Here is a 17,813-nt window from a genome sequence, read left to right as displayed (position 1 = left end):
AGCACCTCGCGGATGCCGGCCAGCATCAGCACGCTGAGCGGGTAGTAGATCATCGGCTTGTCGTACACCGGCAGCAGCTGCTTGCTGACGCCCTTGGTGATCGGATACAGCCGGGTGCCGGAACCGCCGGCCAGGATGATGCCTTTGCGTGCCATCGTGGGTTCGTCCTTGATGTCGTTTACGCAGCCGTGCCGATGCGTTCGAGGCGGTAGCTGCCGTCGGTNACCCGCCGCACCCAGTCCTGGTGGGCCAGGTACCAGTCCACCGTGGCGGCGATGCCCTGCTCGAAGGTGTACTTCGGCTCCCAGCCCAGCTCGTTCTTCAGCTTGGAGGCGTCGATCGCGTAACGGCGGTCGTGGCCGGGGCGGTCGGCGACGTGGGTGATCTGGCTCTCGCGCGGCTGGCCGTCGGCGCGCGGGCGGCGCTGGTCCAGCAGGCGGCAGATCGTGCGCACCACCTCGATGTTCTGCTTTTCCGAGTTGCCGCCGACGTTGTAGGTCTCGCCCACCCTGCCCTTGGCCAGCACGGTGCGGATCGCCTCGCAGTGGTCGGCCACGTACAGCCAGTCGCGCACCTGCCTGCCGTCGCCATAGACCGGCAGCGGCTCGCCGGCCAGGGCCTTGGCGATCACCAGCGGGATCAGCTTCTCGGGGAAGTGGTACGGCCCGTAGTTGTTGGAGCAGTTGGTGGTCAGCACCGGCAGGCCGTAGGTGTGGTGGAAGGCGCGGACCAGGTGGTCGGAGGCGGCCTTGGAGGCCGAGTACGGGGAGTTGGGCGCGTACGGCGTGGTCTCGGTGAACCTGCCGGTCTCGCCGAGCGTGCCGTAGACCTCGTCGGTGGACACGTGGAGGAAGCGGAAAGCCGACTTCGACTCGCATTCCAGGCCCTTCCAGTAGTCGCGCACGGCCTCCAGCAGGGCCAGGGTGCCGACCACGTTGGTCTGGATGAAGGCCGCCGGGCCGTCGATCGAGCGGTCCACGTGGCTCTCTGCGGCGAAGTTGAGCACCGCATCGGGGCGGTGCTCGGCCAGCAGCTTGGCCACCAGCGCGCGGTCGCCGATGTCGCCGTGGACGAAGACGTGGTCCGGGTTGCCTTCCAGCGAGGCCAGGGTGTCCAGGTTGCCGGCGTAGGTCAGCGCGTCCAGGTTGATCACCCGGACCCCGCGGGCCACTGCATCCAGTACGAAATTGCCGCCGATGAAGCCGGCGCCGCCGGTGACGAGCCAGGTTGCCAAGCGATTCTCCAGTCCGGGGCGTGGGCGCCCGAGGGATGTGGGGGGGCGCCAAGGATAGCGTTCCCCACGGGGTTGCCGGCCGAACGGCGGCCTACCGGAAATCCACCATACCCAATCGCATGGTGGCCCTTTCGCCGGTAGAATCGGGGGTCTTGCCCGGTCGTCGGGCCGATCCGCACCAGCTGAAGGACTCCTTAAACGATGAAGATCCTCGTCGCCTACAAGCGCGTGGTGGACTACAACGTCCGCATCCAGGTCAAGCCGGACGGCTCCGGCGTGGTCACCGAGGGCGTCAAGCTCTCGCCCAATCCGTTCGACGAGATCGCCCTGGAGGAGGCCCTGCGCCTGCGCGACAAGGGCATCGCCACCGAGGTCGTCGTCGCCACGATCGCCCCTGCCGACGCCCAGGCGCACCTGCGCAACGGCCTGGCCATGGGCGCCAACCGCGCCATCCACGTGGTGACCGACCAGCCGGTGCAGCCGCTGGCCGCCGCCCGCACCCTGCTGAAGCTGGTCGAGAAGGAACAGCCGGACCTGGTGATCCTGGGCAAGCAGGCCATCGACGACGACGCTAACCAGACCGGCCAGATGCTGGCCACCCTGTGGGGCCGCCCGCAGGCCACCTTCGCCAGCAAGCTCGAAGTCGCCGGCGGCAAGGCCACGGTGACCCGCGAGGTCGACGCCGGCCTGGAGAGCCTCGAGGTCGACCTGCCGGCGGTGGTCACCACCGACCTGCGCCTCAACGAGCCGCGCTTCATCAAGCTGCCGGACATCATGAAGGCCAAGAGCAAGCCGCTGGAGACCCTGCAGCTGGCCGACCTCGGCGTCGAGGCCGGCCCGGAGCTGAAGACCACCGCCTACGCTCCGCCGCCGAAGCGCAGCAAGGGCGTGATGGTCAAGGACGCGGCCGAACTGGTCGCCGCGCTCAAGGCCAAGGGCCTGCTCTGATCCCGTGACCCGCCGGGACCGGCGCGCCGCTCCCGCCACGCACCCCGGGCCCCGCCAGGCCGACCCATGGTCGCCGCCGGGCCCACCAGACTCCGGAGAACCCGAATGTCCAAGGTCCTCGTCATCGCCGAACACCTCGGCGGCAAGCTCAACGCCTCCACCGCCCGCACCGTCAGCGCCGCGCTGGCGCTGCAGCCGGAAGCCGTCGACGTGGCCGTGCTGGCCGCCGACCCGGCCGCCGTCGCCGCCGAAGCCGCGCAGATCGCCGGCGTCAGCCGCGTCCTCACCGTCGCCAACCCCGCCAACGAGCACGCCGTCGCCCAGGTGCTGGGCCCGCAGGTGGCCGCCCTGGCCGCCGGCTACAGCCACGTGTTCGGCCCCTCCACCACCTTCGGCAAGGACCTGATGCCGGTGGTCGCCGCGCTGCTGGGCGTCAACCAGGTCTCCGACCTGATGGCGGTCGAGGGCGCCTACACCTTCAAGCGCCCGATCTACGCCGGCAACGCGGTGATCACCGTCGAGGCGCCGGAAGGCCAGACCGTGGTCGCCACCGTGCGCACCGCCTCCTGGCCGCAGGCCGCCGCCGGCGGCAACGCCGCGGTCGAAGCCGCCAGCGTCGAAGCCGCCCTGCCGTCGCACACCCGCTACGTCGGCCTGGCCGCCGGTTCGTCCGACCGCCCCGACCTGCAGAGCGCGCGCCGCGTGGTCTCCGGCGGCCGCGGCGTCGGTTCGGAAGAGAACTTCCGCATCGTCTACAGCCTGGCCGACAAGCTGGGCGCGGCGGTGGGCGCCTCGCGCGCGGCGGTGGACGCCGGCTATTGCCCGAACGAGATGCAGGTCGGCCAGACCGGCAAGATCATCGCCCCGGAGCTGTACGTGGCCATCGGCATCAGCGGCGCGATCCAGCACCTGACCGGCATCAAGGACGCCGGCACCATCGTGGCGATCAACAAGGATCCGGAAGCGGCGATCTTCGAGGTGGCAGACATCGGCCTGGTGGGGGATCTGTTCGCGATCCTGCCGGAGCTGGAAGCGGCGTTGTAGTTCGCGTACCGCCGCGCGCGGCTGCTGGCGGGCGTACTCCAGCAAGGCCTTGGCTCGCTTGTCGCCGCAGCGAAACCCGCGCGAATTGCGGCATTCGTACGATCTCGTACGGCGCCTTCTCAACCGCGATCACCCGCGACGCAGACCGCTCTGCAGGAGACGGACCCCGGTCCCGACGCGCGCCGCAACGCCTGACGCGCTGCCCTATCCATCTTCCCCCCAGCGAAGCAAAAATAATAATAGGGGCATGGGCCGCACGCGCTCCCGGTCACGCGAGGGGGCACAGCTCTATCGCCCATCTACCGTCACATCCAGCCGTGCCGCGCCCTAGAATCGGCACAACCGGCAGGAGTCGCGAAAGCGGCTCCGCGGAAGTGCAGGCCGGACCAAAGTCACCACAAGACCTCGTCTATATGCAGCCTTCCACTTCTGAGACTCAACGCGCACTTTGCATCGACCTGGACGGCACGCTGTTGCGCACGGATCTGCTGCATGAGGCCGTGCTGGCCCTGCTATCCCGCAACCTGCTCTATCTGTTCGTACTGCCGTTGTGGCTGTTGAAGGGCAAGGCCCCCTTCAAGCGGGAGATCGCCCGTCGGGTCAGGATAGCCCCGGAAACGCTGCCTTATGACGAGCGCGTTTTGGAATGGCTGCGCACTACGTCGCAGCGCCCGCGCGTACTATGCACGGCATCCGACGTCCTGTTGGCGGAACCCATCGCCCGGCACCTGGGCCTGTTCGAAGAAGTCATGGCCAGCGACGGCCGCACCAACCTCGGCGGCAGTGCCAAAGCGGCGATGCTAGTAGAGCGCTTCGGCACCCGAGGGTTCGATTACGCAGGCAACACTCTGGTAGACATGAAGGTCTGGGCGCACGCGGCTACCGCGATCGTGGTCAACGCCCCCGGACGCTTGGCGCGTGCCGCCTCGAAGGTGACCCAGCTCGCTGGCCACCTTGCGCGTACGCCTCCGACCCTGCGCGCGTGGATCAAGGCCCTTCGACTGCACCAGTGGCTTAAGAATCTGCTGATATTCGTACCGCTGCTGACCGCACACCGTTTCCTGGATCCAGCCGCGATCACGCAGGCGGCAGGTGCGTTCCTCGCCTTCGGACTCTGCGCGTCGGGCACCTACATCCTCAACGACCTGCTCGACCTCAGCGCAGACCGCGTGCATCCACGCAAGCGCCTGCGGCCATTCGCTTCCGGCGCGATCCCGATCAAGTACGGCCTGTTGGCGATCCCGTTGATGATGCTCGCGAGTGTCGCCGTAGCTCTGGCGATAAACCCGGTGTTTTTGCTGGCACTCCTGGGCTATTGCATCATGACCCTGGGCTATTCGTTCCGGCTCAAGCGCATCATAATGGTGGATGTGGTGATGCTAGCTGCGCTTTACACTGTACGCATCATCGCCGGCGCGATGGCCATCGACCAGACGCTGTCGTTCTGGCTGCTGGCCTTCTCCATGTTCATCTTTCTCAGCCTGGCCCTGCTCAAGCGCTATACGGAGCTGGAAGGCTTGCGCACCAGCGGCAAGCAGAAGGCCGTTGGACGCGGCTACGCCACTGCGGACCTGCCGCTGCTCCAGTCGCTCGGTGCGGCCGCAGGCTACATCTCGGTGCTGGTGTTAGCTTTGTACATCAACAGCGAGGAGAGCGTCGCGCTGTATTCGCGCCCGCAGATGCTGTGGCTGCTGTGCCCGCTGCTGCTGTATTGGATCAGTCGCGCCTGGATCATCGCCCACCGCAACCAGATGCACGACGACCCGGTCGTGTTCGCAGCGACTGACCGCGTCAGCCAGGTCATCGGCCTGCTGGTCGTGGTCGTGGCCCTGGCCGCGCTATGAGCGATCACTCCCACTCCTGGGGCCGTTATCCGGACCCTGGCATCCAGCGGCACCGCTGGATCCACGACCGCAACGCACGGCCCGTCCTCCCCGACGAGGGCCGCGTGCTGCCCCGCGGCAACGGCCGCAGCTACGGAGACAGTTGCCTCAATCCGGGCGGGACCCTACTGCACTCACGGTGGCTGGACCGCTTCATCGCCTTCGATCCCGCCACCGGCCTCCTACGCTGCGAGGCCGGGACGACTCTGGCACAGATCGTCGATCTCACCCTGCCGCAGGGCTGGTTCCTGCCGGTGACGCCGGGCACGCGCTTCGCGACGGTAGGCGGGGCCATCGCCAACGACGTACATGGAAAGAACCACCATCGCATGGGCAGCTTCGGCCACCACGTGCGGCGCCTGGAACTTGTCCGCAGCGATGGATCGAGACACGAGCTGATCCAGGGGACCGGCGACGCACTGCTTGCCGCGACCATCGGCGGGCTGGGCCTAACCGGCTGCATTACCTGGGCAGAGCTGCAACTGCGCCGGGTAGCGGGGCCCTGGCTGGAGGGAGAGTCCATCCGTTTCGACAGCTTGGACGACTTCTTCTCGCTTTCGACCGAATCCGCGGGAACCCACGAGTACACCGTAGCCTGGATCGATTGCCTAGCCCGCGGCGAACGCCTGGGACGCGGCCATTTCCTCCGCAGCGACCACGCCCCGACCGCGGTGGACGAACAACCGCGGGTGCGCGACAAGCGTCGGGTGATGCCGCTCACTCCTCCGTTTTCGTTGGTCAATCGCCTGAGCCTGCGCGCCTTCAACACGCTTTACTACTGGCGGCAACCGGCCCGGCGGAGGCGGCTGATAGCGCACTACAAGCCCTATTTCTATCCACTAGACGGTATAGAGCACTGGAATCGCATGTACGGCAGGCGCGGTTTCATGCAGCACCAGTGCGTGCTGCCGCCAGAGCACGCACGCGACGGCGTGGCCGCCCTGTTGCAGGAGATCGCCCGCAGCGGCCACGGCTCGTTCTTGGCGGTGCTGAAAGAGTTCGGCCCAGCGCTCTCCACCGGCATGCTGTCCTTCCCCAGGCCTGGTACGACGCTGGCACTGGACTTCCCCAACACCGGGCCTGAGGTATTGCGGCTGCTGGATCGACTGGACGCCGTCGTCATGGAAGCGGGCGGTGCTATCTATCCTGCCAAGGACGCACGCATGTCCCCGCAGGTATTCCGCCGCGGCTACCCTCGCCTGGATGAGTTCTCCCGCCACATCGACCCGGCTTTCTCTTCCGGCCTCTGGCGCCGGCTCATGGAGTGAAGATGCAGCGCATCCTGATCATTGGTGCCACCTCCGCCATCGCGGAACACGTGGCACGCCGTTACGCCCAACGTGCCGCGCGGCTGATGCTGGTCGGCCGCAACCTGGATCGCCTCCAGGTCATCGCCGACGACCTCCGTGTCCGCGGCGCCGAAAGCGTCCACGTGCACGCCATGGACGTCAACGACCTTCCCGCCCATGAGCCGATGCTGGATGCGGCGCTGCAAGCGCTGGGCAGCATCGACGTGGTCTTGGTCGCCCACGGTACCCTGCCCGACCAGGTCGCTTGTAATGCATCGGTGGAACTGTCGCTGCGCGAGTTCGCCACCAATGGAACCTCCACCATCGCCTTGTGCGCACTGCTGGCTCGGAGGCTGGCTTCCGGCGCGACCCTGGCGGCGATTTCCTCGGTCGCAGGCGACCGCGGCCGCGCCAGCAACTTCCTCTACGGCAGCGCCAAGGCCGCGGTGAGCGCGTACCTGAGCGGCCTCGGCCAGCACCTGCATCCATCCGGGGTCAACGTGCTGACCGTCAAGCCTGGGTTCGTCGATACGCCTATGACCGCAGCCTTCCGCAAAGGGTTGCTATGGGCCAAGCCGGACGTCGTCGCCCGCAGCATCGTGCGTGCCATCGACCGACGCAAGGCCGTGGCCTATGTGCCCGGGTTCTGGTGGGCCATCATGCAGGTCATACGCCACATTCCCGAGCCGGTGTTCCGGAGGATCCGACTGTGACGGGCCCCCGGCTGGCCGCGCTGTATGTATTCTTCGCCGTTCTTTCCACGCTGGCCAACATCGCATCGCAGTGGATCACCGCGCAGCTGGCAGCCGGCCTGCGTCATGAGATCTACCTATCCATGGTCGTCGGCACGATCGTGGGCCTGGTGGTCAAGTACGCGCTCGACAAACGCTGGATATTCCAGTACAGCACCCACGATCGCTTGCACGATGCTCGCACCTTTCTTCTGTACACGGCCATGGGCGGGCTCACCACCGTGGTCTTTTGGGCCATGGAACTGGCATTCGATGCCTTCTTCGAAGATGGCAGGATGCGCTACGTCGGCGCAGCCATCGGGCTGGGCATTGGTTACCTGCTAAAGTATCGATTAGACAAACGGTTCGTTTTCGTCCCCGTCAAGGATCCGTCTTCCCCATGAGCACCGCCCCCACCGCGCTCCGCCAACGCCCGGCCAGGCTCGCATTTGGCGCGCAATTGCCGGCATGGATAGCGTTCGCAGCGGCCTTCGCGTTCTGCGCCCACTATTATTTTGACCTGAAGAAGGGCTTCTTTGACGACGTCTACATCTACTTGGCCATCGCGCGAAACGCCCTCGATTACGGGACCTGGCAGTATTATCCCGGACCTATTGAACGGGAAGCCCTGCTGGCATCTTCGCCGGCTCGCATCTTCGTTCTCGCCATCGCAGCCGCGATCTCCAAATTGCTGGGTTATGGTGACAGGAGCCTCTACGATGCCAAGGTCACGCTGCTGATCAGCGGCTTGGTCACCTGGGCCGTCTTCGCGCCCTTTTGGCGAAACAGAATGGGCGCATACGCATGGATCGGCGCAGCTCTTTCGTTCCTGGCTGTTGCCATGGACACCATCTTCGAGTTCGAAGGCGGCCTGCTGCTGCTTTGGATGGCGACGCTGGCCATGCTCATCACGGACCACCAGAAGAATTTGCGAGCGATCGGCTGGCTATTGCCCATAGGGCCGCTCATTCGTCCCGATCTGACTCTGCCGATACTGATTCTCATCGTAATCCACCTGGCCGCCCAGCAAGGAAGGCTTCTACCCCAGATCAAGGCCATGATCATCCCGGTCGGGGTGCTTGCGACGACATGGATAGTCCTTTGCGCGCTATTGGACGTGTGGCCTATACCGGTCACTTATTGGGGCAAGTCGGCGATCCCGTTCCTTTTCGAAAACGAGTCGATGCTTTCCAAGCTTGCGGAGCGGCTTGGGGCCTCGCTCTTGCTCGATTTCGGACTATCGCCCACGGGATTCGCCGTGGCCGGCTGGACCTGTATCGTCGCCACGTTGATTGGGCTAGGACTGACGCGTCCACGCATTTCCTGGCTGGCCATTGCAGCGATGGCCCTGGTGTACGCTTTGCTCTTCTCCCGGATGCCGGCGAATTTTGCGTGGTACTACCAGAATCTTCTGAGCCTTGTTTTCGGCCTGGTCTTGGGCAGGGCCTTCGCCACTACCCCCTGGACTCCGCAACGCATAATTGCAGCCGCCTCCGCCGCGGTACTGTTGGGCGGCATTGCACTGGGCCGCGTGCCCAATGACGGACCGGGTCAATGGCGCACCGCCAGTCAATCCCGTGCACAAGGCTACCTTTCGCTAGCGATCGCTAGCACTGAGCGTGGTACGTTCTATTTGCCGGAAATTGGGGAGTTCATCCTACGCAATCCAGAGATCGGCATGATCTCTTACTACTCGAAAAAGCCTATCTTCCAGTGGGATTCAGCGGGCTTGGCGCAACCGGTCGATGACCCGAAAGTGGCCAACAGCTCCATGCGTCACTTCTACCCGAAGTCGCTCCGCCGCCTAGCACAAGCCGACGCGCAGCAGATCGTGGACCAAGTCGGGCGGCCTCTGCCGGTGCTGTCGGTCTGGGCGATGGAGGACCGCAACTACGATGCCGCCCGCAAGGCGTGCCGCTGGGTGATCCCTCATCGCGCGTTGTGCATCAATCAAGACATGATCTTGACCCCTTCACGTGAGGACTGACATGCGACCCCTACTGGCGATACTGGCGGTGGCTGCATTCGCCCCAATGCTGTCGGGATGCGAGAAGCCGCCGAGCGACGCACATGCACTGCTTGCACAGAATCCCCCGCCTCCCGACACTTCTTCCACCGCACTGCCACCGCCTCCCGACTTGCCGGCTCCGTCACGTCAAGAGCCCTTGCATCTGGAAGGCTCGAATGGTCTCTTGAAAGCGAAGTTCCCGGCTCCGTCTTGCAACAATCGGGGAGCCGGCCAGGTTACTTGGGACGTCGCACCAGCCCAGCTCGACGCGGCGGAGCTATGGGTAGGTTCGGAGAACGATCGACAGATCGTCAGTGCCGGTGGTGTCACGCACACCACGGATATCCAGGGATGGGCCGGGCCGGGCGAGATCTTCACCTTGCGTGAGCAAGGTGGCGGGAAGGAACTTGATCGAATTACGCTTCCTGGCGAGCCTTGTTTGGACAAGTGATCTCGCCGTTCCAAGTAGCGCGTTGCACGGTGGTGCGGCCGATGACGCAGTTAGCCGCTGCTCGGCGTCGTTCGGGGCAAGGTGAAAACCACGCACAGCGACAAGCCATCGCCGTGTCCGCGCGACCAAGCGAATCGGCCCGGAACGACCTTGTCCTCGATGCGCCGGAGGAGGCCCTGCACGATCGAAGCAAGCTACTATCAGCGGGCCCTGGCTCACCATGGTGGCGTGACTCACCCCAGCAACGAGTATTCGGGATTGCCGGGCTGGTTGACGAATCTGCTGCCATGGTCCCGCCGGCAACCTGTCACCGGCAGAGTACGAACGGCGCTACATGCACAGCACTCCCGAGCGCTTTTGGAAGCTGAGGCGTTTCAGGTAGACGACTGATCCAACAACCACTGCATGGCAGCGTGCATCGTGGCCTGCGGCCTGGTGGGATCCAGTTCGAACGTGCACCCCACTCCTGCAGCCTGCGCGGCTTGCAGGTCCGTCTCGGAATCTCCCAAGAGCAGCGACCCGGCCATGTAGATATCGAAGCGCCGTGCAGCAGCCAGGAGCATGCCCGGCCGTGGCTTGCGGCAATCGCACGCCGCCTTTAGTTCGCCTCGACCCGCCTCGGGATGATGCGGGCAGTAATACGTCGCCAGCAAAGGCGCCCCCTCGGCTTCAAAACGTGCATGCATCCACAAGGTATAGCTCCGGAACTGCTCCTCGTCGTAATACCCCCGAGCAATCCCAGCTTGGTTGGTCACCACCACCAGTACGTAACCGGCGGCACGCGCCGCGCGTGCGAGGTCGAAAATGCCCGGCATCCATTCGGTCTGCTCCGGCGTATGGACGTAGCCATGGTCCACGTTGATCACGCCGTCGCGATCGAGGAACAGTGCTCTGTACGGCCCAGGCCCGACCAGCCCGGCAGCCTCCGGCGTAACGCTCACCACAGGCTCACGTATGGACAAGCTCATCGTGGCGAAAACAAGCGTTGCGCCCGGGCATAGTCCTCTGGCACGCCGATGTCGATGAAGTCCGACGTCTCGTCGAACGCGGCCACTTTCCCAGCTTCGCTCCATGGGCGCAGGACGCACTCTTCGAACGACCAGCCCGCTCCGTCCAAGGACGGCAGTCGTTCGAATCCGTCGGCTGCGAGGAAATAGCTCCCGGCGTTGACCAGGCCCGGCCCATGGCCCCCCTTCTCGCGAAAGCCCATGACTCGGCCGCTGGCGACTTCGATGGCTCCGTATCGTGCTACGTCGTCAACCTCCGCCAAAGCAATGCCCAAGTCGCAACCCTGGTTGCGGGTAGCCGTTTCCAGCGACACGGGATCGTAGCGCAGGAATGTGTCGCCGTTGGCCAGGTGAACGCCATCTCCCTGCACGCGGGCCAGCGCCTGGCGGATGGCCCCCCCCGTCCCGAGCGGGGCCTGCTCTACCGAGTAGATTACCTCCATCCCACGCCACGACGTGCCCATTGCCTGCTCGATTTGCCGGGAACGGTAGCCTGTCGCGAGAATCACCCGGCGCAGACCTGCATCGGCATAAGCGTCCAGTAGCCAAGCCAGGAAGGGCCTTCCTGCCACCGGGGCGAGCGGCTTCGGCAGATCCGGGACGACTTGGCGCAAGCGCGTCCCCAACCCACCCACCAAGACGATGACTTCCTCAGCGGGCATCTTGCGGGAATACTTCCGATTCGATCAGAGCGCACAGCAAGTGGCCGATGAACTCGTGCCCTTCCTGGATGCGCGGCGTCTCCGTGGAGGGGATCTTGAAGCACACCTCGCAACGCGTGGCCATGTCCCCCCCAGTCGCGCCGGTGAAGCCGATCACCTTCATGCCTTTCTGTTCGGCCGCATCCAGCGCCCGCATAACATTCTTCGAGCGCCCGGAAGTGGAGATGGCTACCAGAACATCGCCGGCCTGGCCAAGCGCTTCGATCTGGCGCGCGAAAGTGTAGTCGTAGCCGTAATCGTTACCTATCGCGGTGAGGATCGAGGTGTCGGTGGTCAACGCGATCGCCGGCAGGCCAGGCCGGTCGTAGTAGAAGCGACTGACCAGCTCGCCAGCCCAGTGCTGGGCGTCGGCCGCGCTGCCGCCGTTGCCGCAGAACAGTAGCTTGCGGCCGCCCTGCAGCGCTTCCACGCAAAGCACCACCGCCTTCGAGATTTGCTCGCGCAGGCCGGCGTCGTCCGCCATTGCCTTGAAATTGGCCAGGCTCTTCTCGAACTCTACCTGGACGAACTGGTTTATCCGATTTTCCAAGACGTGGCTCCGTGTGGGGCGAAATGGGCATCGTATACGGTACCACCAGCACCGGCCAGCGCATTGACCAGCCTGACCCGTTCGGCCGGGTCGCACACGAACATCATGAATCCGCCGCCGCCGGCGCCGGACACCTTCGTGGCCTTGGCACCATGCTCGAAGGCCAGCGCCTCGATCCTGTCGATCAACGGATTGGTGATGCTGGATGCGCTCATTTTCTTGGCCTGCCAGCCGGACTGCATGACATCGGCGAACCGACGCAGGTTGCCGCGCAGCAACGCTTCTTTCATCTGTACCGCTTCCTGCTTGAGCCGATGCATGGCTTCCAGGGACTGGCTCTTGCCCTCGCGAACATTGCGGGACTGCTCGTCGATGATAGCCGCCGATGCACGCGACACGCCCGTGAAGTAAAGCACCAGGCTGGCCTCCAGCTCGCACCAGACCCAATCCTTGATCCGCAACGGGTTCACGATGACGCGGTCATCCGCGTAGAACTCCATGAAGTTGAACCCGCCAAATGCCGCGGCATATTGGTCCTGCTTGCCGCCGGACAGCCCGAGGTCATTGCGTTCGATCTCATAGGCGAGGTGGGCAATCTCGTACTCGCCCAAGGCCAACCCGAAGTACTCGTTGAACGCCGTGACCAAAGTTACCACCATGGTCGAGGACGATCCCAGGCCCGATCCCGGAGGCGCATCGGAATGCGCACGAACCCTAACCGCAGGTCGCCGACCACCGAGCAGGCGATCCGCCACGTGCAGATACACGCCCCGCATGAGCTGCTGCGGACCGGCCGAGAGATCGACCTCGTCCGGGTCGAGAACTTGTTCCGACCGTGCGTCCAAGGCGTGGAACTCCGCCTTTCCGGACGGAGATGGATCGATGGTGGCATAGGCGAACTTGTCGATGGTCACGTTCATCACGTAACCGCCGTGCTGTTCGCTGAAGGGCGAAATGTCGGTGCCGCCCCCTGCGAGGCCAAGGCGCAATGGCGCGCGAGACCGGACGATCATGGCTTCACCGCTGCCAGCGTGCGCCGCCAATAGTCCATCATGTCCCCCACCGTCTGTTCCAGGCTCACCTCCTGGCTCCAACCAGTCGCCTGGATCAGCTTCGTCGAGTCCCCGAAGATCACCTTCTCGTCGCTGGGCCGCAGCAGCGCCGGATCGACCCATGGCTTCAGTGGAACCTTGGCGTGCGCTTGAACTAGATCGACGATTTCCCGTACCTGGTAGGTGCGCGAACCGCTGATGTTGTACACCTCTCCCGGCGTGCCTTTTTCGGCAAGCAGTTCGAGCGCGCGGGCGAGGTCGCGGACATCGGTAATGGCGCGCCAGGTATCCAGATTGCCGACCCTCAGCACCGGCTCGTCCAGCCCCATCTCGATGCGCACGGTGCGCTGGGTGAAGTCGGCGCAGACGTCTCCCGTTTTGCGCGGTCCGGTGGTGTTGAAGATACGAGCACAGACGCTGCGGATGCGGTTGTTCGCCCAGTACTGCAGGGCTAGCATCTCCGTCGCCACCTTGCTGATCCCGTACGGATGCAGCGGCCGGAGCGGATGCGACTCCTTCACTGGAATGTCGCCCTCGGCGACGTCGCCATACTCGGCGCTCGAGCAAGCGACGATCACGACTGGATCAGTGCCGGAGGTCTTGATGGCCTCATATACATTGGCCGTGCCCAGCACATTCGTTTCCAGTGTCTCTATGGGGGCGCGCCAAGAAAGGGCGGGATAGCTCTGCGCCGATAGCAGGTAGATGACGTCCGGCCGAGTCGTATCGATGACTTCCTGCACCTGCTCGCGATAGCGGATGTCGCAGCGCACCAACCGATCCTGGAACCCTGCGTAGTCACTGCTCGCAATAGTGGCATTGTAATCAGTCCCGACCACATCGCGGCCGGCGGCCAAGGCCCTTTCCAGCAAATAGCTACCGACGAATCCGGTTGCGCCGAGTATCAATACCTTCATGACACGTTCCCCTTGGGTTTCGCATGTGCAATCCGTGCGCGTCGCGCAGATACCGAAGGATATGGCGCCGGATCCACGTCCTGCTGTACGACGCGCCACAATGCGGCGTCGGAAAACCGGTCCCGCGCAAACCCTTGCGCGGCGCGCGATGCCGCCACCCAGGCGGCATCGTCTTCGAGAAAGCGCAGCACCGCTTCGGCAAAGCCGACCGGGTCCTCGGCCACGGCCAGGAACTCGCCCACTCCGTCGAAACCTTGCGCTCCGGCCGGGGTCGTCACGCACGGCAGCCCGAAACGCATGGCCTCCACCACCTTGCCCTTCATGCCGCCACCATAGCGCAGCGGCGCGACCGCAACCCGCGCGTTGCGGTAACGGTCCGCCAAGACCTCGTCCGATACGAAACCAGTGACCTCGATCACGTCGCTCGCCAACGCACGGACCGCTTCGGTCGGATTGGACCCGATCAGGCTAAGGCGCAGGCCCCTATGGCGCTCCTGGAGCAATGGCCACACTTCATTTACGAACCACACTGCGGCACCCGAATTCGGTGGGTGGCCAAAACCGGCCACGAATACTATGCCGTCGCGGTCAGCGAGATTGCTCCAGGGGGCATCCGGGAAGCTGTCGAACGCGTAAACGGGAATCGTCAGTGCCTTGGCGGCATTACCGTGAGCCTCCAGCCATCGCCGCACCAGACCGGTTTCGACATCCGACGGGTAATAGATGGTATCCACCCGGGCCCAAAGGGCCTGCTCCCACTGCTCGAAACGCTCGATCTCGCGCGCGAGGTTGTCGTCCTGCTCGAGCCTGTGCTGCTCTCGCATGCGAAGGTGATGGATGTCGTGACCGTAATAGAGGATGGTGGCGGCGCTGTGCCGCCGCAGGGCCTCGATGTAGCCGATGGAGATATGTGGGCGGCTTAGCAGCACATAGTCTATGGCCGCACCGTTCTCTCCTATCCATTCCTCGAATCGTCCAGCGTACTCAGGGCCGTAAAACACCTCGACGCCCGCCTGCTGCAGCAGCGGCGTGTATGCCGGATCGCGCCACAGGTTGTCCGGCCAGAACTTCACGGACATGCCGTGCCGCAGGAACATCTGCATGAACTGCCACATCGTCCGCGACCCAGCATCCCGGTCCGGCTGCGGAACGTAATGGTCGATGACCAGGATGGTCTTCTTCAGTTGCGAACGATCCCGCGCCAGGAAGGGCAATTCCGCGTTTGCGAAATGCTCCGCTTGAAGTACATCGGCCCACCGCTCGCGGAACTTGTTCTGGTTGACCACTTGATAGGTCTTGATCCCTTGACTGATGTCGGTGCCGTGCGAGATTCCCTCGTGATGCACCACCACAGACTCGGGCTGGAAATAAACCTTCAACCCCTTCTCGCGCACCCGGAACGCCAAGTCCGTATCCTCGCAGTACGCGGGGACAAAGCTCTCGTCGAAGCCGCCCATCTGCTGGAACAATGCTGTCGGCAGCATGATGGCCGCGCCCGAAATGTAGTCCACTTCCTTGACGTAGTTGAACTGGGACGCAGCTGGATCTTGGAGGCGACCAAAGTTCCAGGCCGAGGCATCGTTCCAGACGATGCCGCCTGCCTCTTGCAGGCGCCCATCCGGGAAGACCAGCTTCGATCCGACCAACCCGGCATCGGCCCTGTCGCGAAACACCGCCACCAAGGCGTCCAGCCAGCCGGGCATCACTTCGGTATCGTTGTTGAGAAAAACCAGATACTGGCCGCGCGCCGCCTCAGCGGCCTTGTTGCAGGAGCGCAGGAAACCCAAGTTATGCGGATGCTGCATATAATGCAGCCCTGGCACATTCTTCAGCGAGGGCATCAATTCGTCGCCGGACGCGTCTTCGGCGACGATCACCTCGAAGTTCGCGGACTCGCCGCTGCGCATCAACGATCGCAGGCAGGCCACCGTGTAGTCGTACTGTCCATATGCGGGAACGATCACCGTAACCAAAGGCTGGGCATGGCGCGGGAACGCCAGTCCTGCGAGTGCATCCTCACGGTTGGCGGCTACGACCTCTAGCTCGGTCGGCATGGGCGCCACGGGCTTGCGAGGCCGCCGCGCAAGCCATCGCGACACCGGCCCGCGCAACGGGGCCAACCAGCTGACGTTCGCCAGCGGCGAGCGGCGCAGCGATTCGCGGACCGCCTCCCAATCACCGCGCAACATACGCCCCGCCACGCGTAAAGGCCGGGTCATCCGCCACGACCGCGAGGAAAGGATCGTTTGCAGCACGTCGCCCATCTCGTCGGTGGCGCGTCGCGCTTCCTCCAGGTTTCTCAGGAGCGCGGCCCGATCAGCCTGCTGCACCGATGGCGGGGACTGGACTCCAGCACCCCAACCGATGGCAACGCGTGCTGCTCCCAAGCGCTGGGATACTCCGCCGTAGAGTCCAGCGAGCAACTCGTGCAACGCCTGTTCCCACAACTGGATGGCGCCGGCCTCGCCGTCGTACTTGGTCTGCAGCGACCGATAAGCCTGTTCGATCTGAGCGATCCGCTGCTCCATGTCCGCCCTGAACTCGATTGCCGCCTGCAGTTCCGACTCCAGGCGGCGATTGGCAGCGTGAGCATCCTCCAGCTGCGCCCGCAGCACCAGCACCTCCTCCTGGTTTTTGTCCTGGATCGCCAAGAAGGACTGCTCCATGCGCATCATCTTTTGCTCCATGTCCGCCCTGGACTCGGTCGCTCCCTCCAGCTGCGACTCCAGCCGCCGATTGGCGGCGTGAGCATCGTCCAGCTGCGCCTGCAGCGCCAGCACCTCCCGGTGGTGCTTGTCTTGCAGCGCCAAATAGGATTGCTCCATCTGGGCCAACCTTTGTTCGGCCTCGGCCCTGTACCCGGTAGCTGCCCTCAGATCCGAGTCCAGCCGGCGATTGTTTCCTCGGGTCTCCTCAAGCTCGGCTTGAAGGTGCTCGAATTGCGTCTTCAGCAGATCCACGACGCCATGCAGGGACTTGACGAAAGCCGAGCGTTCCTGCAACTCACGTTCCAGAAACTCGCGCTCCTTGCGCAGGCCCTGAAGCTCGTTATCCAGTGACAGGCTCCAGGCGCCTCGCTGGTCCAGCTCGGCCTGCAAGCGCGTCACCTCGGAGCGCGCGGCCTGTAGCTCGGCTTCCGACTTCTGCGCCCACAGAGTGCGCTCCTGGGATTCAGCCTCGAGCTTCGCGCACCGCTCGCGCAATGAGGCAATTTCGGCGTCCTGATCCTTGGCCCACTTGGCCACCGCGCGGTGATGTTCGTAGAGGTCTTCGCTTTCCGACAGCAGGATCGAGGGCTGCAAATCCGGCAGCAGGTGCTCGGCCGCCGCCGCGACCGCGATAAAGTACACTGGCTCCTCGCAGACGGCGACACGCTGTTGTACCGAGCCATCGCATTCCGTCAACGCCTGCCACGTGACCAATTCGCGATCGGGGACCAGACCGGTGATGGTCGACGTCACCGACAGCCTCTGCCCTACGTAGCGGACGGCACCGAAGTATTGGCCAAGCAGTGCCGCCAGCTCATCGAAGTCCAGCTCGCGTACGTGGAACTGGTTATGGTGGCCCGCCTTCTCGGAATACACCTTCCTATTGGGCGAGGAAAGGATCAGGCAACCGTCCGGACGCAGTACACGCCGTATCTCGCTGATCATCTCCTGCTGCTCGTGCAGGTGCTCCAAGGTCTCGTAGGAGACGACGACATCCACGGACGCGTCTGGCAGCGGCAATGCCGCAGCCGAACCTTGTTCGAATCGCAGGTTTCCTATGCCGGCGTACTGGCGCCGCGCGTGTTCGATCGCTTCATGGGACACGTCGACGCCGACTACCGAGCGCGCCAACTTGGCGATGGCGGCGCTGCCGTAGCCCTCTCCCGAGGCCACGTCGAGGACATCCTTGTCGGCCACGGCCGGAAGACACCATGCATAGCGATGAAGGTGCTCCTGGCGGATCTCGCCCGCCTCGGTCGGAACGAAGCGCTCACCAGTAAATTTCATCAT

Annotated in this window: 16 protein-coding genes; 8 read left to right on the top strand and 8 right to left on the bottom strand. The window is 64.4% G+C overall.

From position 1 onward, the window contains the following. Together M503_RS15810 and rfbB are read right to left on the bottom strand one after the other, a co-directional pair. Nucleotides 1-155: sugar phosphate nucleotidyltransferase (locus tag M503_RS15810; RefSeq protein ID WP_037060662.1), on the bottom strand; the 155-nt coding region annotated here is incomplete at its 3' end. Between the two features lie 23 nt (nucleotides 156-178). Beyond that, nucleotides 179-1,234, bottom strand: a complete 1,056-nt coding sequence (rfbB, locus tag M503_RS0106275; protein ID WP_028928153.1) for a dTDP-glucose 4,6-dehydratase — start codon at nucleotides 1,232-1,234, stop codon at nucleotides 179-181. A 201-nt stretch (nucleotides 1,235-1,435) separates the two neighbouring features. Here rfbB and M503_RS0106270 point away from each other — a divergent pair, with 201 nt between their 5' ends. The 8 genes from M503_RS0106270 (at nucleotide 1,436) to M503_RS17320 (ending at nucleotide 9,588) form a co-directional block, all read left to right on the top strand. Beyond that, on the top strand, nucleotides 1,436-2,182 hold the full coding sequence (locus M503_RS0106270; RefSeq protein WP_028919459.1) for an electron transfer flavoprotein subunit beta/FixA family protein: 747 nt from the start codon (nucleotides 1,436-1,438) through the stop codon (nucleotides 2,180-2,182). Nucleotides 2,183-2,287: 105 nt separating this feature from the next. Beyond that, a complete protein-coding gene (locus M503_RS0106265) occupies nucleotides 2,288-3,226 on the top strand; it encodes an electron transfer flavoprotein subunit alpha/FixB family protein (protein WP_028919458.1) in 939 nt (312 codons plus the stop codon). Between the two features lie 413 nt (nucleotides 3,227-3,639). After that, the gene (locus M503_RS0106260; RefSeq protein ID WP_081720956.1) at nucleotides 3,640-5,070 is read left to right on the top strand and encodes a UbiA family prenyltransferase; all 1,431 of its coding nucleotides are present in this window, start codon (nucleotides 3,640-3,642) and stop codon (nucleotides 5,068-5,070) included. Beyond that, nucleotides 5,067-6,377 carry an FAD-binding oxidoreductase gene (locus tag M503_RS0106255; protein WP_028919456.1) on the top strand — a complete coding sequence of 437 codons (1,311 nt, stop codon included), beginning with the start codon at nucleotides 5,067-5,069 and terminating at the stop codon, nucleotides 6,375-6,377. Before M503_RS0106260 ends, M503_RS0106255 begins: the two co-directional genes overlap by 4 nt. Before the next feature lie 2 nt (nucleotides 6,378-6,379). Next, nucleotides 6,380-7,111: an SDR family oxidoreductase gene (locus M503_RS0106250; protein ID WP_028919455.1), complete on the top strand. Its 732-nt coding sequence runs from the start codon at nucleotides 6,380-6,382 to the stop codon at nucleotides 7,109-7,111. Next, nucleotides 7,108-7,533, top strand: coding sequence for a GtrA family protein (locus tag M503_RS0106245; RefSeq protein WP_028919454.1), 426 nt, complete (start codon nucleotides 7,108-7,110; stop codon nucleotides 7,531-7,533). Before M503_RS0106250 ends, M503_RS0106245 begins: the two co-directional genes overlap by 4 nt. Continuing rightward, nucleotides 7,530-9,116 carry a hypothetical protein gene (locus M503_RS0106240; RefSeq protein WP_028919453.1) on the top strand — a complete coding sequence of 529 codons (1,587 nt, stop codon included), beginning with the start codon at nucleotides 7,530-7,532 and terminating at the stop codon, nucleotides 9,114-9,116. Before M503_RS0106245 ends, M503_RS0106240 begins: the two co-directional genes overlap by 4 nt. Nucleotides 9,117-9,321: 205 nt before the next feature. Next, nucleotides 9,322-9,588, top strand: coding sequence for a hypothetical protein (locus M503_RS17320; protein ID WP_155951975.1), 267 nt, complete (start codon nucleotides 9,322-9,324; stop codon nucleotides 9,586-9,588). A gap of 374 nt (nucleotides 9,589-9,962) precedes the next feature. Here M503_RS17320 and M503_RS15805 read toward each other — a convergent pair whose 3' ends face one another. Genes M503_RS15805 through M503_RS17725 form a run of 6 tightly spaced genes read right to left on the bottom strand, consistent with a single transcriptional unit; the run spans nucleotide 9,963 to nucleotide 17,810 of the window. Beyond that, nucleotides 9,963-10,529 (bottom strand): D-glycero-alpha-D-manno-heptose-1,7-bisphosphate 7-phosphatase, encoded by a 567-nt coding sequence (locus M503_RS15805; RefSeq protein ID WP_197017187.1) that lies wholly within the window; start codon nucleotides 10,527-10,529, stop codon nucleotides 9,963-9,965. 23 nt (nucleotides 10,530-10,552) lie between these two features. Then, nucleotides 10,553-11,257 carry a sugar phosphate nucleotidyltransferase gene (locus M503_RS0106230; RefSeq protein WP_028919452.1) on the bottom strand — a complete coding sequence of 235 codons (705 nt, stop codon included), beginning with the start codon at nucleotides 11,255-11,257 and terminating at the stop codon, nucleotides 10,553-10,555. Then, nucleotides 11,247-11,846: a D-sedoheptulose-7-phosphate isomerase gene (locus tag M503_RS0106225; protein ID WP_028919451.1), complete on the bottom strand. Its 600-nt coding sequence runs from the start codon at nucleotides 11,844-11,846 to the stop codon at nucleotides 11,247-11,249. The genes M503_RS0106230 and M503_RS0106225 overlap by 11 nt, the downstream gene beginning before the upstream one ends. After that, nucleotides 11,831-12,859 (bottom strand): dehydrogenase, encoded by a 1,029-nt coding sequence (locus M503_RS0106220; protein WP_028919450.1) that lies wholly within the window; start codon nucleotides 12,857-12,859, stop codon nucleotides 11,831-11,833. Before M503_RS0106220 ends, M503_RS0106225 begins: the two co-directional genes overlap by 16 nt. Beyond that, nucleotides 12,856-13,815 (bottom strand): GDP-mannose 4,6-dehydratase, encoded by a 960-nt coding sequence (locus M503_RS0106215; protein WP_028919449.1) that lies wholly within the window; start codon nucleotides 13,813-13,815, stop codon nucleotides 12,856-12,858. The genes M503_RS0106220 and M503_RS0106215 overlap by 4 nt, the downstream gene beginning before the upstream one ends. Beyond that, entirely contained in the window at nucleotides 13,812-17,810 is a 3,999-nt protein-coding gene (locus tag M503_RS17725; protein ID WP_231472331.1) for a glycosyltransferase, read from the bottom strand. The genes M503_RS0106215 and M503_RS17725 overlap by 4 nt, the downstream gene beginning before the upstream one ends. Between the last annotated feature and the right edge of the window lie 3 nt (nucleotides 17,811-17,813).

The organism is Pseudoxanthomonas suwonensis J47 (genome assembly GCF_000513955.1).
GTDB classification, from domain to species: domain Bacteria; phylum Pseudomonadota; class Gammaproteobacteria; order Xanthomonadales; family Xanthomonadaceae; genus Pseudoxanthomonas; species Pseudoxanthomonas suwonensis_C.
This window is presented reverse-complemented; position numbering and strand designations above follow the sequence as displayed.